General features: G+C 69.0%; 19 protein-coding genes, 1 tRNA gene and 1 other RNA gene. 10 read left to right on the forward strand and 11 right to left on the reverse strand.

Annotated elements, in window-relative coordinates:
- The first annotated feature begins 179 nt into the window (after window positions 1-179).
- On the forward strand, window positions 180-683 hold the full coding sequence (locus tag EER34_RS11470; RefSeq protein WP_127474938.1) for a DUF3145 domain-containing protein: 504 nt from the start codon (window positions 180-182) through the stop codon (window positions 681-683).
- Window positions 684-835: 152 nt separating this feature from the next.
- Here EER34_RS11470 and EER34_RS11475 read toward each other — a convergent pair whose 3' ends face one another.
- From EER34_RS11475 to aceE, 6 genes are all read right to left on the reverse strand, one after another.
- The gene (locus EER34_RS11475) at window positions 836-2,074 is read right to left on the reverse strand and encodes a beta-ketoacyl-[acyl-carrier-protein] synthase family protein (RefSeq protein ID WP_127474940.1); all 1,239 of its coding nucleotides are present in this window, start codon (window positions 2,072-2,074) and stop codon (window positions 836-838) included.
- 102 nt (window positions 2,075-2,176) lie between these two features.
- Entirely contained in the window at window positions 2,177-2,425 is a 249-nt protein-coding gene (locus tag EER34_RS11480; RefSeq protein ID WP_055964675.1) for an acyl carrier protein, read from the reverse strand.
- Between the two features lie 75 nt (window positions 2,426-2,500).
- Complete coding sequence (locus EER34_RS11485; RefSeq protein WP_127474943.1) at window positions 2,501-3,502, reverse strand: beta-ketoacyl-ACP synthase III; 1,002 nt, start codon at window positions 3,500-3,502, stop codon at window positions 2,501-2,503.
- 13 nt (window positions 3,503-3,515) lie between these two features.
- The gene (locus EER34_RS11490) at window positions 3,516-4,433 is read right to left on the reverse strand and encodes an ACP S-malonyltransferase (RefSeq protein WP_127474945.1); all 918 of its coding nucleotides are present in this window, start codon (window positions 4,431-4,433) and stop codon (window positions 3,516-3,518) included.
- A gap of 84 nt (window positions 4,434-4,517) precedes the next feature.
- Window positions 4,518-5,735 carry a PucR family transcriptional regulator gene (locus EER34_RS11495; RefSeq protein ID WP_127474948.1) on the reverse strand — a complete coding sequence of 406 codons (1,218 nt, stop codon included), beginning with the start codon at window positions 5,733-5,735 and terminating at the stop codon, window positions 4,518-4,520.
- 8 nt (window positions 5,736-5,743) lie between these two features.
- Window positions 5,744-8,473, reverse strand: a complete 2,730-nt coding sequence (gene aceE / locus EER34_RS11500; RefSeq protein ID WP_127474951.1) for a pyruvate dehydrogenase (acetyl-transferring), homodimeric type — start codon at window positions 8,471-8,473, stop codon at window positions 5,744-5,746.
- A gap of 176 nt (window positions 8,474-8,649) precedes the next feature.
- Here aceE and EER34_RS11505 point away from each other — a divergent pair.
- A tRNA-Val gene (locus EER34_RS11505) sits at window positions 8,650-8,722 on the forward strand.
- Between the two features lie 6 nt (window positions 8,723-8,728).
- Here the strand turns inward: EER34_RS11505 and EER34_RS11510 are convergent.
- Window positions 8,729-10,249 carry an amino acid permease gene (locus tag EER34_RS11510; protein ID WP_127474954.1) on the reverse strand — a complete coding sequence of 507 codons (1,521 nt, stop codon included), beginning with the start codon at window positions 10,247-10,249 and terminating at the stop codon, window positions 8,729-8,731.
- Between the two features lie 84 nt (window positions 10,250-10,333).
- Here EER34_RS11510 and EER34_RS11515 point away from each other — a divergent pair, with 84 nt between their 5' ends.
- Genes EER34_RS11515 through EER34_RS11525 form a run of 3 tightly spaced genes read left to right on the forward strand, consistent with a single transcriptional unit; the run spans window position 10,334 to window position 13,222 of the window.
- On the forward strand, window positions 10,334-11,065 hold the full coding sequence (locus EER34_RS11515) for a zinc ribbon domain-containing protein (RefSeq protein WP_127474957.1): 732 nt from the start codon (window positions 10,334-10,336) through the stop codon (window positions 11,063-11,065).
- Window positions 11,062-11,505: a reverse transcriptase-like protein gene (locus EER34_RS11520; RefSeq protein WP_127474959.1), complete on the forward strand. Its 444-nt coding sequence runs from the start codon at window positions 11,062-11,064 to the stop codon at window positions 11,503-11,505. The genes EER34_RS11515 and EER34_RS11520 overlap by 4 nt, the downstream gene beginning before the upstream one ends.
- Entirely contained in the window at window positions 11,480-13,222 is a 1,743-nt protein-coding gene (locus tag EER34_RS11525) for a bifunctional 3'-5' exonuclease/DNA polymerase (protein ID WP_240642298.1), read from the forward strand. Before EER34_RS11520 ends, EER34_RS11525 begins: the two co-directional genes overlap by 26 nt.
- 3 nt (window positions 13,223-13,225) lie before the next feature.
- Here EER34_RS11525 and EER34_RS11530 read toward each other — a convergent pair whose 3' ends face one another.
- Both EER34_RS11530 and EER34_RS11535 read right to left on the reverse strand, forming a co-directional pair.
- Window positions 13,226-15,004 (reverse strand): DUF4012 domain-containing protein, encoded by a 1,779-nt coding sequence (locus EER34_RS11530; protein WP_127474964.1) that lies wholly within the window; start codon window positions 15,002-15,004, stop codon window positions 13,226-13,228.
- A gap of 2 nt (window positions 15,005-15,006) precedes the next feature.
- Entirely contained in the window at window positions 15,007-15,687 is a 681-nt protein-coding gene (locus EER34_RS11535; protein ID WP_164743544.1) for an LPXTG cell wall anchor domain-containing protein, read from the reverse strand.
- A 156-nt stretch (window positions 15,688-15,843) separates the two neighbouring features.
- On the opposite strand from EER34_RS11535, the gene rnpB reads away from it, so the two are divergent.
- An RNA gene (gene rnpB, locus EER34_RS11540) (RNase P RNA component class A) lies at window positions 15,844-16,213 on the forward strand.
- Between the two features lie 24 nt (window positions 16,214-16,237).
- On the opposite strand, the gene ppgK is transcribed toward rnpB, so the two are convergent.
- The gene (ppgK, locus tag EER34_RS11545) at window positions 16,238-16,999 is read right to left on the reverse strand and encodes a polyphosphate--glucose phosphotransferase (protein WP_127474968.1); all 762 of its coding nucleotides are present in this window, start codon (window positions 16,997-16,999) and stop codon (window positions 16,238-16,240) included.
- A gap of 100 nt (window positions 17,000-17,099) precedes the next feature.
- Here ppgK and EER34_RS11550 point away from each other — a divergent pair, with 100 nt between their 5' ends.
- The 3 genes from EER34_RS11550 to EER34_RS11560 are packed head-to-tail and all read left to right on the forward strand — an operon-like array spanning window position 17,100 to window position 21,721.
- Complete coding sequence (locus tag EER34_RS11550; protein WP_127474970.1) at window positions 17,100-17,327, forward strand: SPOR domain-containing protein; 228 nt, start codon at window positions 17,100-17,102, stop codon at window positions 17,325-17,327.
- A gap of 38 nt (window positions 17,328-17,365) precedes the next feature.
- Window positions 17,366-18,703 (forward strand): type I glutamate--ammonia ligase, encoded by a 1,338-nt coding sequence (gene glnA, locus EER34_RS11555; RefSeq protein WP_055964711.1) that lies wholly within the window; start codon window positions 17,366-17,368, stop codon window positions 18,701-18,703.
- A gap of 15 nt (window positions 18,704-18,718) precedes the next feature.
- Window positions 18,719-21,721 carry a bifunctional [glutamine synthetase] adenylyltransferase/[glutamine synthetase]-adenylyl-L-tyrosine phosphorylase gene (locus tag EER34_RS11560; RefSeq protein ID WP_127474972.1) on the forward strand — a complete coding sequence of 1,001 codons (3,003 nt, stop codon included), beginning with the start codon at window positions 18,719-18,721 and terminating at the stop codon, window positions 21,719-21,721.
- Between the two features lie 87 nt (window positions 21,722-21,808).
- Here the strand turns inward: EER34_RS11560 and glnA (EER34_RS11565) are convergent, their stop codons facing one another.
- A complete protein-coding gene (glnA, locus tag EER34_RS11565) occupies window positions 21,809-23,233 on the reverse strand; it encodes a type I glutamate--ammonia ligase (protein WP_127474974.1) in 1,425 nt (474 codons plus the stop codon).
- 133 nt (window positions 23,234-23,366) lie between these two features.
- On the opposite strand from glnA (EER34_RS11565), the gene EER34_RS11570 reads away from it, so the two are divergent.
- A complete protein-coding gene (locus tag EER34_RS11570; protein WP_240642299.1) occupies window positions 23,367-23,759 on the forward strand; it encodes an RDD family protein in 393 nt (130 codons plus the stop codon).
- Window positions 23,760-23,766 lie beyond the last annotated feature (7 nt).

Consider the following 23,766-nt stretch of genomic DNA (forward strand, 5'->3'; position numbering starts at 1 on the left):
TGCACGAAGGCCCCGGTCCTCGCGACCGGGGCCTTCTTCGTCCCTCCGACACGGCGTAATCACATGCTTGTCATTCCGGGGTCGGGTGGGCGATAATGGCGGCAAGCACAATCGAAGAGCCAGCCGGACATCCGTGATCAGGTCGTTGGGGAAGACGCACCTGATGAAACGGAGAGATCATGGCTACACCACAGGCGCGTGGAGTGATCTACATTCACTCTGCGCCACGGGCGTTGTGCCCCCACCTCGAGTGGGCGGTCGGTCGAGCGCTCGACCGAGCGGTCAGCTTCGAGTGGGCCGACCAGCCGGTGCTGCATGGCGCCCGGCGCGCGGAATTCTACTGGGAGGGATCGGCCGGCACCGGTGCGGCGCTGGCCACCGCGATCCGCGGGTGGGAGCACCTGCGATTCGAAGTGACCGAGGATCCCACGCCTCGCAGTGACGGGGGCCGCTGGCTGCACACGCCGGGTCTCGGCATCCACTATGCGCAGACCGACACCGCAGGCAACGTGGTGATCGGCGAAGATCGCGTCCGCTACGCCATGGAGGTCTCCGGCGGGAACGCGCTCGACCTGCAGCGCGAGCTGCAGGTCGCCCTGGGTGCTGCCTGGGATGACGAGCTGGAGGCCTTCCGTCACGCGAGCGACGACGCACCCGTCGTGTGGCTGCACAAGGTCGGCTGACGGGGCCGCCCGGCACAACTCCACAGACTCAGGCGGCAGAGGCGCCAATACCGATGCTCGGAGAGACACTTCCCGGGTCGCGGGAAGACGAATCGCCGCCTGACACGAAGACGCCCCCGGAGGCTTCCCGGGGGCGTCTTCGTGTCTGTGCGTCAGACGGAGCGGAACGCGACGACGGCGTTGTGACCGCCGAAGCCGAACGAATTGCTGATCGCCAGCTGCGGACCGTCGCCCAGAGGCTGGGCCTCGCCCGACACCTTCAGCGGGATCTCGGGATCCTGCGTCGAGATGTTGATCGTCGGGGGAGCGACCCGGTCGCGGAGGGCGAGGATGGTGAAGATCGCCTCAAGGGCGCCCGTGCCGCCGAGCAGGTGACCCGTCGACGCCTTGGTGGCGGAGACCGGGATGTCGTGCAGGCGGTCGCCGAAGACGCTCAGGAGCGCCTTGTACTCGGCGATGTCTCCGGTGGGCGTCGACGTGGCGTGCGCGTTGATGTGCGTGACCTCGTCGGGCGTCGCCCCGGCTGCCTCGAGTGCCAGACGGACCGCGCGCGACGCGCCAAGCCCCTCGGGCTCGGGAGCGGTGATGTGGTACGAATCGGCCGTGACGCCGCCGCCGACGACCTCGGCGTAGATCTTCGCGCCGCGTGCCTGGGCGTGCTCCAGCGTCTCGAGAACGAGGCAGGCGGCTCCCTCGCCCATGACGAAGCCGTCGCGGTCGACGCTGTAGGGGCGTGAGGCGGTCTCGGGGGAGTCGTTGCGCTTGGAGAGCGCCTGCATCGACGCGAAGGCCGCGAGGGTGAGGCCGTGGATCACAGCCTCGGAGCCGCCTGCGATGATGACATCGGCCTGACCGGAGCGGAGCGCGTCGTACGCGTTCACGAGCGACTCGGTGCTCGACGCGCACGCCGAGGCCACGGTCCGCGCGTAGGCACGGGCGCCGAGATGCATCGAGACGGCGGCGGCCGGCGCGTTGGGCATCAGCATCGGGACGCTCATCGGCATGACGCGCCGGGGGCCCTTCTCCTTCAGCGTGTCCCACGCGGCGAGGGTGGTCTGCAGGCCGCCGATGCCGGTCGCGAAGTCGACGCCGAAGCGCTCCGGCTCGACTTCGGGCTTGCCCGCGTCTTCCCAGGCCTCCTGCGCCGCGACCAGCGCGAACTGCGCCGACGGGTCGAGGCGGTTGGCGACGGGGCGTTCGAGGACGGTGTTGGGCCGAACCTTCGCTTCGGCGGCGAACGTCACCGGGATCTGGTATTCCTCCACCCAGTCGTACTCGAGCGTGTGGGCGCCGGACGCCCCGCCGAGGAGGGCCGACCAGCTCTCGGGCGCCGTGCCCCCGAGCGGGGTGGATGCGCCGATGCCGGTGACGACGATTCGGGGTGTGCTCATGGAGATCGGAGTCCTCGTTGATGGCCGGTGGGGGCCGCAGCCCCCACCGGGGGCCGCGTCAGCAGGCCGGGGGTGTGGGGCCGAGCCCCATGGGGAATGGTCCTACGCCTGGTTCGACGTGATGTAGCTGACGGCGTCGCCGACGGTCTTGAGGTTCTTGACCTCGTCGTCGGGGATGGTGACGCCGAACTTCTCCTCGGCGTTCACGACGATCGTCATCATCGAGATGGAGTCGATGTCGAGGTCATCGGTGAACGACTTCTCGAGCGCGACCTCGTCGGCCGAGATTCCCGTCTCGTCGGTGATGAGCTCGGCCAGTCCGGCGAGGACCTCGTCGCTGGTGAATGCCATGGGTGTCTCCTGTTTTCTTCGGGGTTCCCGGACCGGGTGGTCCGGGGACAAGTCTAGGGTCGGGGCGGGCGGGACTCAGGGGAGGACGACGACCTGCGCGCCGAACACCAGCCCGGCGCCGAAGCCGATCTGGAGCGCGAGGCCGCCGCTGAGCTCGGGGTGCTCCTCGAGCAGTCGGTGCGTGGCGAGTGGGATCGAAGCCGCCGACGTGTTGCCGGTCGTCTCGATGTCGCGACCGACGATGACGGTGTCCGGCAGGCCGAGCTGCTTGGCGAACTCGTCGATGATCCGCATGTTCGCCTGGTGGGGGACGAAGGCGGCGAGATCGGATGCCTCGACCCCGGCGGCCTCGAGAGCCTGACGTGCGACCTTGACCATCTCCCAGACCGCCCAGCGGAACACCGTCGGCCCCTCCTGGCGGAGCGTCGGCCACGGCGCGAGACCGTCGCGGAAGTCGGTGAGCGTGTGATTCATGCCGACGGCCTCGGCCCTCGATCCGTCCGAGCCCCAGATCGTGGGGCCGATGCCGGGCGTGTCGCTCGGGCCGATCACGACGGCGCCGGCGCCGTCGCCGAGGAGGAACGAGATGCTGCGGTCGGCGGGGTCGACGACGTCGCTGAGCTTCTCGGTGCCGATCACGAGGGCGTACGTGGCTGCGCCGCCGCGGATGAGGGCGTCGGCCTGCGCGACGCCGTACGCGAAACCGGCGCAGGCCGCGTTGACGTCATAGGCCGCGGCGGGGTTCGACCCGACGCGGTCGGCCACGATCGCCGACACCGAGGGCGTCTGCTTCGGGTTGCTGATGGTCGCGACGATGACGGCGTCGATGCGGGACGCCTCGACGCCGGAGCGCTCGATCGCCTCGCGCGCGGCATCCGTCGCCAGATCGATCGCATCGGTCTCGGCTACGGCTCGCGTGCGCGTGATGATGCCGGTGCGCTGGCGGATCCACTCGTCGCTCGAGTCGATCGGACCGATCAGGTCGTCGTTGGGCACCGCGATCTCGCCGCGTGCCGCCCCGTACGAGTAGATGCGGGTGTGGGCCGGCCCGGTGGGCTGGACGAGTGTGCGGGTCATGCGGATTCTCCGGTCATGCGTGGGTCGTGCCGCTCAGCAGAGCGCCGGCCGCTTCGAGGTCGTCGGGAGTCTTGACGGCGACGGCGGGAACGCCGCGCAGAGCCCGCTTCGCGAGCCCCGTGAGCGTACCCGCGGGCGACAGCTCCACGATGCCCGACACACCCGCGGTTGCGAAAGACGCCATGCAGAGATCCCACCGCACGGGCGAGGCGACCTGATCGACGAGCAGGCCGACGACCGACTCGCCGGAGGCGACGGAGCCGCCGTCGCGGTTGCTCCACACGGTCACGCGTGGATCCGATGCCTCGACCGAGGCGGCCGCGGTGCGGAGGGTCTCCACGGCCGGGGCCATGTAGCGCGTGTGGAACGCACCGGCGACCTGCAGCGGGATGACGCGCGTGGATGCCGGAGGATCGGCGGTGAGGGCCGCGAGGGCAGCGAGGGCGCCGGCTGCCACGAGCTGACCGCCGCCGTTGTAGTTCGCGGGGGTGAGGCCGAGATCCTCGAGCCGGGCGACGACGGATGCCTCGTCCCCGCCGATGACGGCGCTCATGCCGGTCTTCTCGACCGCGGCGGCCTCGGCCATGGCGCGTCCGCGGATGCCGACAAGGCGCAGGGCGTCTTCCTCGGTCAGGATGCCCGCCGCGGCCGCGGCGGCGAACTCGCCGACGGAGTGGCCGGCGACGCCGGAGACGGCGTCACGGTCGGGCAGCGCGTTCCAGGAGAGCAGGCTGGCCGCGACGATGAGCGGCTGAGCCACCTGCGTGTCGCGGATCCGATCGGCGTCCCACTCTGTTCCGGCAGCGACGAGGTCGACCTCCGACCATTCGGAGTACGCCGCAAGTCGGTCGGCTGCGCCGTCGAGGGCGAGCCAGGGGGCAAGGAAGCCGGGGGACTGGGAGCCCTGCCCGGGGAAGACGGCGATTCTCACCTGTCCATCCTGCCAAGGATCCGGCGCGTCCCTCTGGCGATCCCGGCACAAGAATGCCGGAAGGCTTTGTGAGACCTGTACAGATCAGTGCGCGGGACGGCGCGTCGCAGGGGGACGTCGACGTGTCGCGTCGGTGCCGATGGAACCCAGGATGAGCGCGGTCTGGAGGATCAGCGCCTCGCGCGGGCCGGTGGCGTCCCACCCGATCACCTCGGAGACGCGCTTGAGCCGGTAGCGCACCGTGTTCGGATGGACGAACAGCTCGCGCGCGGTCGCCTCGAGGGACCGGCCGTTGTCGAGGTAGCTCCACAGCGTCGCCACGAGATCGGCGCTGTGCGCCTGCAGTGGACGGTAGATGCGCTCGACGAGCGTCTGCTTCGCGAGCGGATCGCCTGCCAGTGCGCGCTCCGGCAGCAGGTCGTCGGCCTCGACGGGCCGCGGGGCGCTGCGCCAGGCACGGGCGACGGCGAACCCCGCCAGCGACGCTCTGGCGCTCTGGCCCGCGTCGACGAGCGCCGGCACGGTCGGGCCGAGCACGAGGAATCCCGGACCGAATCCGGGCTCGAGCCGCTTGGCGATGTCGGTGAACGGCAGGTCGCCCGGCGCGTCGTCCGCGCGTGACGGCGGCTCCGCCCGGCCGAGGACCAGCACGAGGCGCGAACCCTGCACGCCGATCAGCACGTCGACGCCGAGCTTTCGCGCCGTGCGGCGGAGCTGGTCGATGTCGAACTGCGGGGGCGTGGTGCCCACGAGCACCGCGACCTCGCCGTGCCCGTGCCAGCCCAGCGCCGCAATGCGACTCGGGAGCTCCTCGTCGGCTTCGCCTGTGAGGATCGAATCCACGACGAGGGCTTCGAGCCGGGCATCCCACAGTCCGCGGGCCTCGGCGGCACGCGCGTAGACGTCTGCGGCCGCGAAGGCGACTTCGCGGGAGTAGAGCAGGATCGCCTCGCGAAGATGCTCTCCCTTGCCCGCGACGCGTTCCTCCGTGATCTCCACCGTGACGCGGATGAGCTGCAGGGTCTGCTGCAGACTCACGCTGCGAAGGAGCTCGCGGGGAGCCACCGCGAAGATGTCCGCGGCGATCCAGGGGGTCGAGGTCGGATCCTCGTACCAGGAGATGAACGACGTGATGCCCGCCTGCGCCACCAGTCCGACGGCCGACCGCCGCGCCGGCGGCATCTCGGCGTACCAGGGGAGCGTGTCCTCCAGTCGCTTGATGGTCGCCGTCGCGAGGTCGCCCGAGATGCGTCGCAGCCAGGCGAGCGTCTCGGTCTTGTCCATCGAGGCGGGGGCGGGCATCGCGTCGGTCAGCTCTCGCCGCCGGCGTTCCCGCTCGTCCCGGCCGTCACATCGTGCAGACGGTACTTGTCGATCGCCTGCGCCGCGAGACCGCGGTCGACCACTCCGTCGGCGGCGAGCGCCTGGAGCGTGCGGACGACGATCGACGGGCCGTCGATCTTGAAGTAGCGACGGGCGGCGGCACGCGTGTCGGAGAACCCGAAGCCGTCGGCGCCGAGGGTGACGAAGCGGTTCGGCACCCAGGGACGGATCTGGTCCTGCACGGCGTGCATGAAGTCGCTCACGGCGACGACCGGACCGGCGGCGTCCTTCAGCTTCTCGGTGACGTAGGCGGTGTGGGGGTGCTCGTCGGGGTGGAGGAAGTTGTGCTCGTCGGCGGCCAGGCCGTCGCGACGGAGCTCGTTCCACGAGGTCACCGACCAGACGTCGGCCTGCACGCCCCAGTCGTCGCGGAGCAGCTGCTGCGCCTCGAGCGCCCACGGCACTCCGACACCCGACGCGAGGATCTGCGCGCGAGCGCCTTCACCCTCCGGCGACGAGATGCGGTGGATGCCGCGCACGATGCCGTCGACGTCCACGCCCTCCGGCTCCGCCGGCTGCACGAGCGGCTCGTTGTAGACCGTCATGTAGTACATGACGTTCGGGTCGGGATGGTTGCCGCCGTACATCCGCTCGATGCCGGAACGGACGATGTGGGCGATCTCGTAGCCGTAGGCCGGGTCGTATGCGATCGTCGCGGGGTTCGTCGACGCGAGCAGGTGCGAGTGGCCGTCGGCGTGCTGCAGGCCCTCACCGGTGAGCGTGGTGCGTCCTGCGGTGGCGCCGATGATGAAGCCTCGCGCCATCTGATCGCCGGCGGCCCACTGGGCGTCGCCGGTGCGCTGGAACCCGAACATCGAGTAGAAGACGTAGACCGGGATGAGCGGCTCGCCGTGCGTCGAGTACGAGGTGCCCGTCGCCGTGAACGCCGCGAGGGCTCCGGCCTCGTTGATGCCGACGTGGATGATCTGGCCCTGCGGGCTCTCCTTGTAGGCGAGGAGCAGCTCACGGTCGACCGACGTGTAGTTCTGGCCGTGCGGGTTGTAGATCTTCGCCGTCGGGAAGTACGCATCCATGCCGAAGGTGCGCGCCTCGTCGGGGATGATCGGCACGATGCGGTGACCGAAGTCCTTCGCCCGCAGCAGATCCTTCAGCAGTCGGACGAACGCCATCGTCGTGGCGATCTCCTGCGTGCCCGAGCCCTTCTTCGGCAGCGCGTACGCCTCGTCGCCCGGCAGCTGCAGGCCGACGTGGTGGGTGCGCCGCTCGGGCAGGAACCCGCCCAGCGCGCGGCGGCGCTCGAGCATGTACTGGATCGTCTCGTCGTTGCCCCCGGGGTTGTAGTACGGCGGGAGATACGGGTTCTCGTCGAGCTGGGCATCCGAGATCGGGATGCGCATAGAGTCGCGGAAGTACTTGAGGTCCTGCAGGGTCATCTTCTTCATCTGGTGGGTCGCGTTGCGGCCCTCGAAGTGGTGACCGAGGCCGTACCCCTTGATCGTCTTCGCGAGGATGACGGTGGGCTGGCCCTTGTGCTCGCTCGCCGCCTTGTACGCGGCGTAGACCTTGCGGTAGTCCAGGCCGCCGCGGCGGAGCTTGCCCCAGATGTCCTCGTCGGACCAGTCCTTCACGAGCGCCGCGGTGCGCTCGTCGCGCCCGAAGAAGTGCTCGCGGATGAAGGCGCCGTCCTCCGCGCGGTAAGTCTGGAAGTCGCCGTCGGGCGTCGTGTTCATGAGGTGCACGAGCGCGCCGTCGGTGTCCTTGGCGAGGAGTTCGTCCCAGCCGCTGCCCCAGACGACCTTGATGACGTTCCAGCCGGCTCCGCGGAAGAAGCTCTCGAGCTCCTGGATGATCTTGCCGTTGCCTCGTACCGGGCCGTCCAGCCGCTGGAGGTTGCAGTTGACGACGAACGTGAGGTTGTCGAGGCCCTCGTTCGCCGCGACCTGCAGCTGACCGCGGCTCTCGACCTCGTCCATCTCGCCGTCGCCCAGGAAGGCCCACACGCGCGAGTTCGAGAGGTCCTTGACCCCGCGGTTGGTGAGGTACTTGTTCGTCATCGCCTGGTAGATGGCGTTGATCGGGCCCAGACCCATCGAGACCGTCGGGAACTGCCAGTACTCCGGCATCAGACGGGGGTGCGGGTACGAGGGGATTCCCTCGGGCGCCTTCGACTTCTCCTGGCGGAACCCGTCCAGCTGCGCCTCGGTCAGGCGGCCCTCGAGGAACGAGCGCGCGTAGATGCCCGGGGACGCGTGACCCTGGATGAAGACCTGGTCGCCGCCGTTCGGGTCGTCGAGGCCGCGGAAGAAGTGGTTGAAGCCGACTTCGTACAGCGAGGCCGACGAGGCGTAGGTCGAGATGTGCCCGCCGACGCCGATGCCCGGTCGCTGCGCGCGGTGCACGGTGATGGCCGCGTTCCACCGCAGCCAGCGGCGGTAACGGCGTTCGAGCTCCTCGTCGCCGGGGAAGTCGGGCTCGTTGTCGGGCGCGATGGTGTTGATGTAGTCCGTGGTGGGGATCTGAGGCACGTTCAGCTGCAGCTCGTGCGAGGTCTGCAGAAGGCTGAGCATGATCTCCCGGCCACGGCCGTGGCCCTTCGCCTGCACGAGCTGCTGGAGGGATTCCTGCCACTCGGAGGTCTCATCGGGATCGCTGTCGAGGGGGTCCTGCGAGTACGGATCCTGATCGTTGACAGTCACAGATGACCTTTCGTCGTCTGGCAGATCGTGCCAGGTAGTCGCTACGGGAGCGGGCAGGCTTTGTCGGCCGTGCACAACGCACCGTCTCTCAGCCTACCGATTCGCGGAGCGCGCGGATGCCGCGCGGACGTTACGCCCGGCATCCGGTCGCAACGACCTTCTAGACTTGTCGGCGAGGGCCTTTAGCTCAGCTGGTAGAGCGCCACGTTTACACCGTGGATGTCGTCGGTTCGATCCCGGCAGGGCCCACTCTTCTCAGGACCGCTGGTCGTCGTCCTCCTCGTGCGGATGCGAAACGACCCTCGGCAGCTCGAACTCGATGTAGTCCGGCTGCCCGATCTTCGATCGCTGGCGCGAGTACGCGAAGTAGATGATGAAGCCGACCGCCAGCCAGATGAGGAACCGCAGCCAGGTCTCGACCGTGAGGTTCAGCATCAGGTAGATGCAGATCAGAGCCGACAGGGCGGGCAGCCAGGGGCTGAACGGCACGCGGAACGAGCGGGGCAGATCCGGCCGCTTGCGGCGGAGGACGATCACGCCGACGGCCACGAGCACGAACGCCGACAGCGTGCCGATGTTGACCATCTCCTCGAGGAGACCGATCGGCGTGAACCCGGCCACCACCGCGATGATCGCGGTCACGATGATCGAGATCACCCAGGGCGTGCGGAACCGGGGGTGCACCTTCGCGAGACCGACGGGCAGCAGCGCATCGCGCGACATCGCGAAGATGATGCGGGTCGCGCCGATCATCAGCGTCAGAACGACGGTGGTGAGACCGGCCACCGCGCCGGCCGAGATGAGCGTCGCCATCCAGTCCGCGCCGTGATAGACGAAGGCGTTGGCGAGCGCGGCGGCCGGGTCGAGGTCCTGATAGGGGACCATGCCGGTCACGACGAGCGCCACCGCGCAGTAGAGGAGGGTGCAGATCACGAGCGACGCGATGATGCCGATGGGCAGGTCGCGCTGCGGGTTCTTGGTCTCCTCGGCAGTCGTCGCGACGACGTCGAAGCCGATGTACGCGAAGAACACGAGGGCGGCGCCCGCGAAGATCCCCCCTACGCCGAACGCGGTCGGCTCGATTCCGGAGAGGAACTGCAGCAGCGGCTGGGTGAGGCCCGAGGCCGTTTCGCGCGGTGCCGCCTCCGGGATGAACGGCGACCAGTTCGCCGGGTTGATGAACATGATCCCGGCGACGATCACGAACAGGACGATGAAGAGCTTCACTCCGACGAGCACCATATTGACGCGCAGCGATTCCTTGATCCCGAAGGTCAGGAGCGCCCCGAGCACGACGACCAGCAGGATCGCCATCAGGTCGACGGTGCCGCCGTAGCCGATGGCCTCGGGAATGGGCATCCCGAGCTGCGACATGAGCGTGCCGAGGTAGGCGCTCCACCCCTGCGCGACCACGCTGGCACCGAGGAACATCTCGAGGATGAGGTCCCAGCCGATGATCCAGGCGAAGAGCTCGCCCAGCGACGAGTACGAGAACGTGTAGGCCGAGCCCGCGACGGGGACGGTCGAGGCGAACTCGGCGTAGCACAGCGCCGCGAGCGCGCAGGCGATAGCCGCGACGGCGAAGCTGATGACGATCGCCGGACCGGCGACATCGTGCGCGGCCTTGCCGGTGAGGGTGAAGATGCCCGCGCCGATGACGACGCCGATGCCGAAGACCGTGAGGTCGAGGGCGCTGAGGGATTTCTTGAGGCGGAACTCCGGTTCGTCGGTGTCGGCGATCGACTGCTCGACGGACTTCGTGCGGAGAAGGCTCATTGAACTCGCCCTTTCGTCGTTGATCGGTCGTTGAATGCTAATGGCTGCCCGTTCCGGCGTCGACGGCCGGGGTAGGTTGGAGGCGTGAACGCCAGCCCCGCCGACCAGCGCCGCCTCGTCGAGGTCGCCGAGCTCGATGCCCGTATCCGCAAGGCCGACCATGCCCGCAAGAATCCGCCGCAGGCGGCGAGGGTGCAGGAGCTGCTCACCCACCGCCAGGCGCTGTCGCAGGAGCTGACGACACGCCTGGGCGCCCGCGACGACCTGCGCATCGAGCTGTCGCGCATCGAGTCCGACGTGGCGGTGGTTGATGCCCGCAGCGCGCGCGACGCCGAGCGACTCGCGTCGTCGAGCAACTCCAAGGAGGCCCAAGGCCTCGAGAGCGAGATCGCCTCGCTCAACCGCCGCAAGAGCGACCTGGAGGATGCCGAGCTCGAGGTCATGGAGCGCCTCGAGCAGGCCGATGCCGCCGTCGCCGAGCAGGAGGCGCTGATCGCCGAGACCAACGCGCAGGGCGCCGAGCTGAGCGCCGAGGCCAAGCGGGTCGTCGCCGAGCAGACGGCGGCGTTCGATGCGGCATCCCGTGACCGCGCCGCCGTCGCCGGCACGGTGCCGGCCGATCTGCTCGCCCTCTACGACAAGCTCGCGGCGCGGAGCGCGGGGGCGGCGCTGCTTCGCGCCCGCACGTGCGAGGGCTGCCGGATGGTCCTGTCGGGGACGGACCTGAACGCGCTGCGCCAGGCAGCCGAGGATGCCGTGGTGACCTGCCCCGAATGCGGAGCGATCCTGGTGCGCACCGACGAATCCGGGCTATGACCCGACGCCTCGTCGTCGAGGCCGACGGAGGCTCGCGCGGGAATCCGGGAGTCGCCGCGGGCGGAGCGGTGGTCATCGACCCCGAGTCCGACACCGTGCTGAGCGAAGTCGGCGTCTACATGGGAATCGCCACGAACAACGTCGCCGAGTACGCCGGCATGATCGCCGGACTCGAGGTCGCGTTCGAGCGCCACCCCGACGCGGCGGTGCTGGTCCGGATGGACTCGAAGCTCGTCGTCGAGCAGATGTCCGGGCGGTGGAAGGTCTCGCATCCCGACATGCAGGCGCTCGCGCGTCGGGCGAGGACGCTGATCGGCGGACGCGATGTCGCGTTCGAGTGGGTCCCGCGGCTGTCCAACAGCAGAGCGGATGCCGCAGCCAACGAGTCGATGGACCGCAGAGAGAGCTTCCGCCGTGACCTCGACAGCGGACCTGCCTGACCCGCCGGCCTGGATCGTCCTCGGCCGGACGGACGACGGGGTCGTCGCCGTCCTCCTGGACGATGCCGGGTCGGAGGTCGATCGGCACGAGATGGCGCGTCCCGCGCTGCCGGACTGGGCGGCAGGGCACGAGGCATCCGCCGCTCCGCGCTGGGTGTGGAACGACGCGCCGCAGTGGTACCCACCGCTCCTCGCGGCCGGCGTCCGCATCGCGCGCTGTCACGATCTGCGGCTCTGCCATGCGATCCTCCGCGCGTCCGAGCTGGTCGACTCCGGCGCAGCGGTGCGGGAATCGCGCGGATGGGATGCCGCCCCTCATGTCGAGGCTCCCGCGGTCGCGCCGACGCTCTTCGACTTCGACGGTCCGGACACACCCACGGGCCCGCCTCACGACATCGAAGAGGTTCTCGCCGAGTTCTCTCGACAGCGCGCCGCCGTGGCGGGTTCGTCCGACCCGTCCCGGCTCCGTCTGCTCACCGCCGCGGAGTCGGCGGGCGCCCTCATCGCCGAAGAGCTCCGAGCGGCCGGTCTGCCGTGGGACGCGTCGGAGCACGACCGGATCCTCGTCGAGACGCTGGGGGAGCGTCCGCCCGGCGGCGGACAGCCGGCGAAGCTCGCCGCAGCCGCTTCACGCGTACGTGATGCCCTGGGAGATCCGGCCGCGAGCCTCGATTCGCAGCCCAAGCTGCTGCGTTCGCTGCACCGCGTCGGCGTGCTGGTCGAGTCGACCAGTCGCTGGGAGCTCGCGGAGCAGAAGCATCCGGCGATCGAGCCGCTCCTCGAATACAAGAAGCTGGCCCGGCTGCTGTCGGCGAACGGATGGGCCTGGCTGGACGAGTGGGTGGACGACGGGCGGTTCCGCCCCGTGTTCGTTCCCGGCGGGGTCGTGACGGGGCGCTGGGCATCGTCCGGCGGGGGAGCCCTGCAGCTCCCGCGGCAGCTCCGTGAAGCCGTGAGGGCGGACCCGGGCTGGAAGCTCGTGGTCGCCGACGTCGCCCAGCTCGAGCCTCGAGTGCTGGCCGCGATGTCCAGCGACGCCGCCCTCGCGGATGCCGCGCGGGGACGCGACCTCTACGCCGGGATCGTCGACAGCGGCGCGGTGGCCACGAGACAGGAGGCGAAGATCGCACTCCTCGGCGCGATGTACGGCGCGACGACGGGCGAGTCCGGTCGTCTGGTTCCGCGACTGCGGCGGATCTACCCCCGCGCGATGGGTCTCGTCGACGAGGCTGCGCGCACGGGCGAGGACGGCGGCGTCGTCTCGACCTGGCTCGGACGCACGTCACCCCCGCCTTCGGAGGCGTGGACGGTCGCGCAGTCGCGGGCGACCGAGGCCGAGGCATCCGGAGCCGAGGAGACCCGCGCCCGCCGCTGGGCCCGCGACCGCGGTCGCTTCACCCGCAACTTCGTGGTGCAGGGAACCGCTGCAGAGTGGGCGCTGGTGTGGATGGCCGACCTTCGCGCCCGGCTGCAGGCGCTGCCCCCAGTGCCCGATACCGGCGCCGCACGGCGATCGGGGCCGGTATTCGGACGCCGGGCGCATCTCGCCTTCTTCCTGCACGACGAGGTCATCGTGCATGCTCCGGCCGAACAGGCCGAGATCGCGGCGCGCGCGGTGACGGATGCCGCGGCCACCGCGGGGCGCCTGCTGTTCGGCGACTTCCCGCTCGACTTCGCGCTCGACGTCCACATCGCCGACACCGCCCTGAAGGAGTGAGGCTCAGTCGCAGGAAGCATCGAGGGTGGCAGTCTCCGGGACGCCGATGAGGGGGGTGTGCAGGAGACGCGGGACGACCTCGCGGTCGGTGTCCATCACGAATCTGAACTCGAGGACGCTGGTCTGCCCGGGCGCGACGGTCGTGACCGCCGCGCTGGAGGGGAACCCTTCGTCCTCGACATCCGTGGTGGTCGTCCGCACACCGTCGACCAGCGCGCCGCCGTAGAACGAGCCGGGGGGCGCCGCAACCGTCACATTCATGGCGATGTTGCCGGGAGTCACCCCCTCGAGTCCGCCGCCGGTGAGCCACCAGGGGAACACTTCCCCGGCATTCGCCGGCGCGTTGTTGGTCAGGGCCACGCCGACGACCACGTCGCTCCTGCCATCGGGGCGGCACTCCACACTCCCCGCTGCCAGCGTCACACCGAGGAAGCTGCTCATCTTGCCCGACGTGGCATCGTTGAGATACACCGCAAAGGAATCTGATCCTGCAGCGACGTGGCGCGCCGCGGGACCGGCGAGGGGGCCGGCGTCGATGAGTTCCTGTTCATCGGGGTGAGAGCTCCAGAGCGAGATGCGGCCCTGCTCGATCGGTTCTGCCAGCGCCCCGGCCCAACTGAAGAAGTCGATCCTCTGCGAGAACAGACCGGATATCAGCGAGCCGGTCAGCTCGCGCTGATACGCCGTCTGCTCTTCGACGTCGAGCGACAGGTAAGGGTCGATCAGCACCCGCTGGATGACATTGTCGGCTGTGAGCTCGCTGCCGTCGCTCAACATGACCGGCTCGGACGCCGAGAGCATCGCGCGGACTGCCGGTATGTCGACGGACAGGACGGCATCGGGGACGATGTCCGACCGGGTGGCCCACCACGCGTTCGCCAGTTCTGCGGTCGCTCCGAACTCCGTCGGCATCGAAGTGTTCTGCACGAAGCGACCGACACGCTCACCGTACAGTTCGACCGTCGACGCCGGCACGGGAGCAATCGGCTCCACCTGGGCGGGGAACGATCCGCCGTCGGCCTGGTCGACGATCTCGACGGCACCGTTGTCTGCGCGGAGCAGCACGAAGGATCCCGTGATGCCACCGCCGGTGCGAAGTTCGGCGCTGTTCTGGAGCATGACCAGCACGTGCCGCTCGCCCTCGCGGCCGAGCATCGACGGAAGCAGCTGCGACGCAGACGCCAGCGAAGAGAGCACCGGTGCTCCCTGCGCCGTGACGTCGGCGAGGCGCTCCACACCCGAGGCAAGGGGTCCGACCAGAACTCCAGGATCGATTCGCGCCAACTCCGTCTGCGCCTCATTGAGAGCGAGGGACGTCTGCTGGAGCGGCTCCGCGATTCCGTTGAGTGCGTCGACATCCAGCCCCGCCGATTCATGAGGCTGCTCGATCGCCGTCCTGATCGCTGCCATCAGCGGGAGGGCGGCGTCGCTGACGCCGTGCACCCCGGAGGACACCACTCTCGCGGCGGCGAGGTTCGATCCCAGCCACGGTGTGAACTCGGCAACCCGCCAGAGCGGATCCCCGGACAACGAGTCCGCCTGCTCCGCGTGGGCATCGAGGTCGGTGAGGGCTGCCGTGATTCTGTCGATGTCACGTGCGTCGGCAGCCGCCTGCAGCTCGGCTGCGATCGGCACGATGGCTTCCAACTGGTCCTTGACCAGAAGGGCGCGCACGCCGACCCATGCTGCCGCGGCGACCAGCAGGAGCACGATCGCCCCGACGACGAGCAGCACCTTGCGCCTTGAGAGTCCGCTCCGTTCGGCGTCAGGGCTGCTCGACACCACTATCCCTTCGCGCGATGGCGCCGACGCACGGCGAGCAGGATGATTCCACCGAAGGCGAGAGCACCGCCGACGATGCCGATCGGAAGGAGAGACTGCCCGAGACCGGTCGCGGGCAGAAGACCCGCGACGACCGAGTTCTCCGGCGAAGTGTCGCACTGGGGGGTCGCGGGCGGGTAGGACAGCGGCACGCCGACCTCGGGGTTGACTTCGATCGTCGCGGTGATGTCGCCGCGGGTCCAACCGAAGTTGCCGTCGATCTCGACCCACTGTCCGTCCACGTACGCCCATCCGGGCCAGCCGGTCGCGTTGCCCTCATCGTCGACCGAAGCACCGGGCCAGAGAACGCGCCCGCTGAGTTCGCCGTCGACGAGTTCGCCGAGCTCGAGGGTCGTCGAGTTGACGCCGTCGGTCAAGACCAGTCGCGCCGTGTGGCTGGTCGCCTGATTGTCGGGGTCGGTGAGAGTCACGGCGTAGAGGATCCACGGGACGTCTCGATCGCATTCACCGACGGCCGTCGACCCACCGAGGGTCGGCGCCTGGTGCTGCGTCGGGGTGTAGCCGTCGTCGTCTTCACTCGTCAGCACACCTCCTTGGACTCCCGGCGTGACGGCGTTCGCCGCCGTCGGCAGAAGAATGAGCGCCGCTGCAATCGCGAACGCGGACAGCACGATCTTGCGCATACCGATCAGCCTCCCCAGAGGGCTTTTCGTTGGAGCCTCTCCCCAGTGGAGTCTCCAGACGTGCTCATGATACATCGATTCCGCCGTCAGTCGACAGATTGAGGTTCTTCCTCGGCGGGCGTGGCCCGACACGAAGCGTAGAATCGGACATGCGAATGGGTCGGCTGGGCGGTCGCGTCGCGCACGGTTCGCCGTGGCGCGCCGAGGAACGTCCGGGCTCCACAGGGCAGGGCGGTGGGTAACACCCACCCGGAGTGATCCGCGAGACAGTGCCACAGAGAGCAGACCGCCGGGACCCCGGTCCCGGTAAGGGTGAAAGGGTGGTGTAAGAGACCACCGGGGTCGTGGTGACACGACCCGCACGGTAAACCTCGCCCGGAGCAAGGCCAGACAGAGGATGCTGACGCGGCTCGCCGAGTCCTCGGGTAGGCCGCTGGAGCGGCACGGCAACGTGTCGCCGAGAGAGATGACCGTCCACGGGGCTTCGGCCCCCGGACAGAACCCGGCGTACAGGCCGGCCCATTCGCCCTCTCGTCAGTCGAGCGCGCTCTCAGCTGAGCGACAGCGCTGCGGCCCCGATGATCCCTGCGTTGTTGCGGTGCACCGCCGGCACGATGGGGGTGTTGATCTCGAGCAGATGCAGGAACTGGTCCGAGTGCTTCGAGACGCCGCCTCCCACCACGAACAGGTCGGGGCTGAAGAGGAACTCGATGTGGCTGTAGTACCACTGGAGGCGCTCGGCCCACTGCTCCCAGCTGAGCTGTTCGCGCTCCATCGCCGAGTAGGCCGCGTACGCCTCGGCGTCCCTCGCGTGGTTCGCCCGCTGGACGTGACCCAGCTCCGAGTTCGGGACGAGCACGCCGTTGTAGAGCAGCGCGGAGCCGATGCCCGTGCCGAGAGTCGTGAGGATCGTGAGGCCGGCCTGGCCCTTCGCCGCGCCGTAGCGCACCTCCGCGATGCCGGCGACGTCCGCGTCGTTGGCGAAGTGGATGTCGCGTCCCAGCCCGTCCTCGAAGAACTTCTCGGCCTCGAACCCGATCCACTCGTCGGACACGTTCGCCGCCGAGAGCGTCCGCCCGTTCTTGACGATCGCGGGGAAGGCGACGCCGAGGGGAATCGCCTCACCGGTGACGCCCAGGGTCTGGAGGACCTCCGTGACAGCCGTCAGCACATCCTTCGGCTCGGCGCCGGCCGGGGTGGCGACCTTGATGCGATCGCTCAGGAGCCGGCCATGTTCGAGATCGACGAGTCCCGCCTTGATCCCGGTGCCGCCGATGTCCACGCCGACGGCGCGTGTCGCCTGAGATGCCATGCGCTCAGCCTATCCAGCCACGCGAGCGCAAGCGGGAGTCGGCGGTCAGTAGGATCGAGCCAGGGCCACCGCCGGCCGATCGGACTCCGAGGAGCGCACCGTGACGAGCGACAGCGAGAAGTACTGGTACAACCTCAAGACGGGCGAGGTCGAGAAGGGCTTCGAGTCGCCCTCGGTCGATCGCGCCGGGCCCTTCGAGACACCGGAGGAAGCCGCCAAGGCGCCTGAGATCATGCGCCAGCGATCGCGTGCCTGGGCCGAGGACGAAGCCCGCGACGACTCGTGGGGCGGTGGCGCAACGTCCGGTGAGTCCGGCGACGACCAGTAGTCTGGCTACGGCCGCATCGGGCACCCGGAGAGGATGCGATGGACAAGCAGCGTGACTTCGTTCTGAGGACGATCGAGGAACGGGGCGTGAAGTTCGTCCGGTTGTGGTTCACCGACGTCATCGGCACGCTCAAGTCGGTGGCGATCGCCCCAGCCGAGGTCGAAGGGGCGTTCAGTGAAGGCCTGGGCTTCGACGGCTCGGCGATCGAGGGCCTCACCAGGTCATACGAGTCCGACCTGCTCGCACACCCCGACCCCACGACGTTCCAGATCCTTCCGTGGCGCGGAGAGATCGATCCGACCGCGCGCATGTTCTGCGACATCACGACGCCCGACGGACAGCCCGCGGTGGCCGACCCCCGACACGTCCTCAAGCGCACGCTCGCAAAGGCCGCCGATGCCGGCTTCACGTTCTACACGCACCCCGAGATCGAGTTCTACCTCCTCAAGTCGTCCTCCTTCGGGGCGGACGGACCCGAGCCGGTGGACTCCGCCGGGTACTTCGACAACGTTCCCGGTGGCACGGCGCACGACTTCCGTCGTCGTTCGGTGCGCATGCTCGAAGACCTCGGGATCTCGGTCGAGTTCAGCCACCACGAGGGTGGTCCGGGCCAGAACGAGATCGACCTGCGTTACGCCGACGCCCTCGCGACGGCCGACAACATCATGACGTTCCGCACCGTGATCAAGGAAGTGGCGATCGAGCAGGGCGTCTACGCGACGTTCATGCCCAAGCCCCTCAGCGGCAAGCCGGGCAGCGGGATGCATACGCACATGTCCCTCTTCGAGGGCGACGTGAACGCGTTCTACGAGGAGGGTGCGCAGTACCAGCTCTCCCAGGTCGGCCGGCAGTTCATCGCCGGACTGCTTCGTCACGCGAACGAGATCGCCGCCGTGACCAACCAGTTCGTGAACTCCTACAAGCGTCTGTGGGGCGGCGACGAGGCTCCGAGCTTCATCTGCTGGGGTCACAACAACCGTTCGGCACTCGTGCGCGTGCCGCTCTACAAGCCGAGCAAGGGGCAGTCCTCACGCGTGGAGTACCGCGCTCTCGACTCGGCGGCGAACCCGTATCTCGCCTACGCGCTGATGCTCGCCGCCGGCCTCAAGGGCATCGAAGAGGGCTACGAGCTGCCCCCCGAGGCCGAAGACAACGTGTGGTCGCTGACGGACGCCGAACGGCGTGCGCTCGGCTACGCGCCGCTCCCCGCGAGCCTCGACCACGCGCTGGAGTACATGGAGGAGTCCGAACTGGTCGCCGAGACCCTCGGCGAGCAGGTCTTCAACTACGTGCTGCTCAACAAGCGCCGCGAGTGGCAGGAGTACCGCTCTCAGGTCACCCAGTTCGAGCTCAAGAGCAACCTCGAGATGCTCTGAGCCGACTGGCGACGCATGTCCGCGAGCGAACGGTCCAGCTCCCTCACGCATCTTGCGCGCCTCGGCTTCAGCCGCCTGAGCGACGCTGAGGCGCTCCTCGACGAACTCGCGGAGGCCACGGGCGTCTCGCGGGAGTCGGCGATGGCCGGCGCGGCGGTCGCCGCCGATCCCGACGAGGCCATCGGCGCACTCGCACGAGTGGTGCGCCGCGATGCCGACGCGGTTCGTGCCCTCCACGGCGACGCACAGGGATGGCGCGCGCTGTGGGCGCTGCTCGGCGCGTCGACGGGTTTCGCCGACTTCTACCTCAGACATCCCGGCGAGCTGGCCCATCTCGCGGGCGCCGGGGTCGCCCTGCCTGCATCCGACGAGCTCCGCTCCTCGCTGCTCGATGCCGTGGGCGCGGTGGACGGGTTCGCCGACGCCGGCGGAGAGTCGGCCTGGGTCGCGCTGCGCGTCCGCTACCGGCGGATGATGGCGCGCATCGCCGCTTTCGACCTGCTGAGCGCTTCGCCCGTCGACCATGTTCCCGCGGTGGCCGCACGGCTGGCGGATGCTGCGGGCGCCGCGCTCGAGGCATCCCTCGCCGTCGCGCGCACCCGGGTCTCGGGCGGCGCGGCAGGAGCGGGCCTGTTCCCCCGGGAGCAGGTCGCGCAGGCGAAACTGGCGATCATCGGAATGGGGAAGACGGGAGCGCGCGAGCTCAATTACGTCAGCGACGTCGACGTGATCTTCGTCGCGGGCGCCGACGACGGCGTGTCGGAGCAGCTGGGGGAGAGCCGCGTCGTCGACATCGCCACGCGGCTCGCCGTGCAGACGATGCGGGGGATCTCGAGCATCGAGGTCGAACCGCCGCTGTGGGAGGTGGACGCCAACCTGCGCCCGGAGGGCAAGCAGGGCGCGCTCGTCCGTACGCTCGACTCGCACCTTGCGTACTACGACCGCTGGGCGAAGAGCTGGGAGTTCCAGGCGCTGCTGAAGGCTCGCCCCGTCGCGGGCGATCCGGGACTGGGCGAGGCGTATGTCGCGGCCGTGCAGCCCAAGGTGTGGACCAGCGCCGCCCGCGAGAACTTCGTCGACAGCGTGCAGCGAATGCGGGAGCGGGTGACCGAGCACATCCCCGCCGCGGACGTGCCCTTCCAGATCAAGCTCGGGCCCGGTGGCATCCGCGACATCGAGTTCACCGTCCAGCTCCTGCAGCTGGTCCACGGGCTGTCCGACGATCAGATCCGGCAGCGCGGCACCCTCGAGGCACTGGACGCGCTGGTCTCGGAAGGGTACATCGGCCGCACCGAGGCATCCGCCTTCTCCCGGGACTACCGGGTGCTCCGCCTGCTCGAGCATCGCGTGCAGCTGCGTCATCTGCGCCGAACCCATCTGATGCCCTCGCGCCCCGAGGATCTCCGGGTGCTCGCCCGTGCCACCGGCCTCGCAGAGACCGGGGAGGCCGTCTGGGGGCTCTGGGAGTCGGTCAAGCGCGAAGTGCGCGACATCCACGTCCGCCTCTTCTACCGCCCTCTCCTTTCGGCGGTGGCGGCGCTGCCCGCGGAGGAGCGAGTCCTCTCCACCGCGCAGGCCCACGACCGTCTCGCCGCGATCGGATTCGCCGATCCTGCCGGAGCCCTTCGCCACATCGCTGCCCTCACCAGTGGTCTGAGCCGGAAGGCGACGATCCAACGGCACCTGATGCCTGTGATGATCCGGTGGTTCGCGGACGGCGTCGATCCGGATTACGGTCTCCTCGCTTTCCGCCGCCTGAGCGAGCGCCTGGGGGACACACCCTGGTTCCTGCGGATGCTGCGCGACTCCTCCGCGGCCGCGGAGAGCCTCACCCGCGTACTGTCGGGCTCTCGCTACATCGGCGAGCTGATGGAGTGGATCCCGGAGTCGGCTGCGTGGCTCGACGACGACGACCTTCTGCGCCCGCGATCGGGGCATGCGCTCCAGCAGGAGGCGCGCGCGATCCAGGCGAGACACGGCTCGGTCGAGGACGCGATGAGATCGGTGCGGGCTCTCCGGCGCCGCGAGCTGCTGCGGACGGCCATGTCCGCGATCATCGGCACGGTCACGATCGAGGAGGTCGCCGCGGCCCTCACCACGATCACCGACGTCACGATCCAGGCGACGCTTCGTGCCGTGCGGCCGACCATCGTGCCGCCGGAGGACGACGCCCTCGACTTCTCGGTCATCGCGATGGGACGCTTCGGCGGACGAGAGCTCGGCTTCGGCTCCGACGCCGACGTCATGTACGTGTACCGGCCCAACGGCGTCGACCCGCAGCGTGCGCACGAACTCGCGGTGAAGCTCGTCACCGCGCTGCGCACGCACTCCGAAGACCATCGGGTGCCCCTCGATCTCGATGCCGATCTCCGCCCGGAGGGCCGCAACGGACCGATCGCCCGGTCGCTCGACGCCTACGCCGAGTACTACCGACGGTGGTCGCTGTCATGGGAGGCCCAAGCGCTGCTGCGCGCCCGCGGCGTCGCCGGGAGCGTCAAGCTCATCCGGGCGTTCATGGACCTCGCCGACCAGGTCCGGTATCCCGAGTCGGCCGATCAGCAGGGGCTTCGGGAGATCCGGCGCATCAAGGCCAGAGTGGAGAGCGAACGCCTGCCACAGGGGGTGGATCCCGCACGGCACCTCAAGCTCGGGCCGGGATCGCTGAGCGACGTCGAGTGGCTGGTCCAGCTCCTGCAGCTCGAGCACGCGCACGCCGTTCCGGCCATGCGCACGACCTCGACGCTCGGTGCGCTGAGCGCCGCGCGCGAGGCCGGACTCGTGCCGGCCGTCGCCGCAGAGCGCCTGACCGAGGCGTGGCGTCTGGCGAGCCGCCTGCGGTCGGCGAACACGCTGCTGTCCGGACAGACGAGCGACGTGCTGCCCGCAGACCGCAAACGCCTCGACGGCATCGGCCGGCTCCTCGAGTATCCGCCGCGCTCGGCGACGCAGGTCGAGGAGGACTACCTCGGCACGACGCGACGGGCCCGCCGGGTGTTCGAGAAGCTCTTCTACGGGTGAGCGGCGGCAGGCGCGGCATCCGCTCGCCCGACCGGCAACGAGGAAGGGCCCCGGTCTCCCGGGGCCCTTCTCCGTGCTGGAACGTGCTCAGACGCCGTAGTACAGCTCGTACTCGAACGGGTGCGGACGGGCCGCGAGCGGCTTGATCTCGTTCTCGACCTTGTATTCGATCCACGTCTCGATCAGTTCGGGCGTGAACACGCCGCCCGCCAGAAGGAACTCGTGGTCGGCCGCGAGGGCGTCGAGCGAGTCCTGCAGCGAGTTCGGCACCTGCGGGATGTTCTTCGCTTCCTCGGGCGGAAGCTCGTAGAGGTCCTTGTCCACCGGCTCGTGCGGCTCGATGCGGTTCTTGATGCCGTCGAGGCCGGCCATGAGCTGGGCGGCGAAAGCGAGATACGGGTTGCCCGAGGCATCCGGCGCACGGAACTCGATGCGCTTCGCCTTGGGGTTGGAGCCCGTGATCGGGATGCGGATGGCCGCCGAGCGGTTGCCGGCCGAGTACACCAGGTTCACCGGCGCCTCGTAGCCCTTGACCAGGCGGTGGTAGCTGTTCAGCGTCGGGTTCGTGAACGCCAGCACCGAGGGGGCGTGCGCCAGGATGCCGCCGATGTACCAGCGCGCGAGGTCGGACAGTCCGCCGTAGCCCTTCTCGTCGTAGAAGAGCGGCTCGCTGCCGTTCCACAGCGACTGGTGGGTGTGCATGCCCGAGCCGTTGTCACCGAACAGCGGCTTCGGCATGAAGGTCGCCGTCTTGCCCCACTGCTCCGCGGTGTTCTTGACGATGTACTTGAACTTCAGGATGTCGTCCGCCGCGTGGACCATCGTGTCGAAGCGGTAGTTGATCTCGGCCTGACCGCCCGTGCCCACCTCGTGGTGCGCGCGCTCGAGGATGAGACCGGCGTCGATCAGCTTGAGGCTGATGTCATCGCGCAGGTCGGCCTGCTTGTCGACGGGGGAGACCGGGAAGTAGCCACCCTTGTACGGCGTCTTGTTTCCGAGGTTGCCGCCCTCTTCTTCGCGACCCGTGTTCCAGGCGCCCTCTTCCGAATCGACCGAGTAGAAGCTCGAGTTCTGCTTCACCTCGTAGCGGACGTCATCGAAGATGTAGAACTCCGCCTCGGGGGCGAAGAACGCCGTGTCGGCGATGCCGGTCGACACGAGGTACTTCTCGGCCTTCTTGGCGACCTGACGGGGATCCTTCGAGTAGATCTCGCCGTTGCGCGGGTTGTAGATGTCGAAGACCATGATCAGCGTCTTCGCCTCGCGGAACGGGTCGAGGTACGCCGTCGACACATCCGGAATCAGCTGCATGTCGGACTCGTGGATGTTCGCGAAGCCGCGGATCGAGGAGCCGTCGAACAGCTGGCCGACCGTGAAGAACTCCTCGTCAACGGTCGACGCCGGGATGTTGAAGTGCTGCTGCACACCAGGGAGGTCCGTGAAACGGATGTCGAGGAACTTGACGTCCTCGTCCTTGATGAACTTGAGCACCTCGGATGAATCTTTGAACATGAAGGCTCCAGAGATAGGGCATCGGGAACTGCCGCACGCGTACGCGCTTGTCTCGCACGGTACCCGGAGGGGATTGCTCGGCAGTGACACCATTGTTTCCGGCATGTTACGAGCGCCTGGATACGCTGGAACGGTGACCCAGAGCGCGCAGAGCTACCCCGGAGAACGACTCGGGCTTCCCCGAGAGGGCAGCGGATCGATCGGGCGGCTCGGACGCCGCGTCGGCGCACTGTTCCTGGACTACGGAGCGGCGTACCTGATCTCGGGATTCTTCGGCTGGGACCCGCTCGCGATCCTGGCCATCTTCGCGGCGATCCAGATCGTCTTCATCCCGACGCTCCAGGGCAGCCCGGGGCACCGCGTCTTCGGCCTTCGCCTGGTGCGCGTCGACGGCGCGTGGTCGGGCCTGTGGCGCCCGGTCGTGCGCACACTGCTGCTGATCGTCGTCGTCCCCGCCGTGATCTGGGACGCCGACCAGCGCGGCCTGCACGACAAGGCGGCAGGAACCGTGCTCCTCCGGGCCTAGCGCGAGT

Origin of the sequence: Microbacterium sulfonylureivorans, assembly GCF_003999995.1 — a bacterium.
Lineage (GTDB): Bacteria > Actinomycetota > Actinomycetes > Actinomycetales > Microbacteriaceae > Microbacterium > Microbacterium sulfonylureivorans.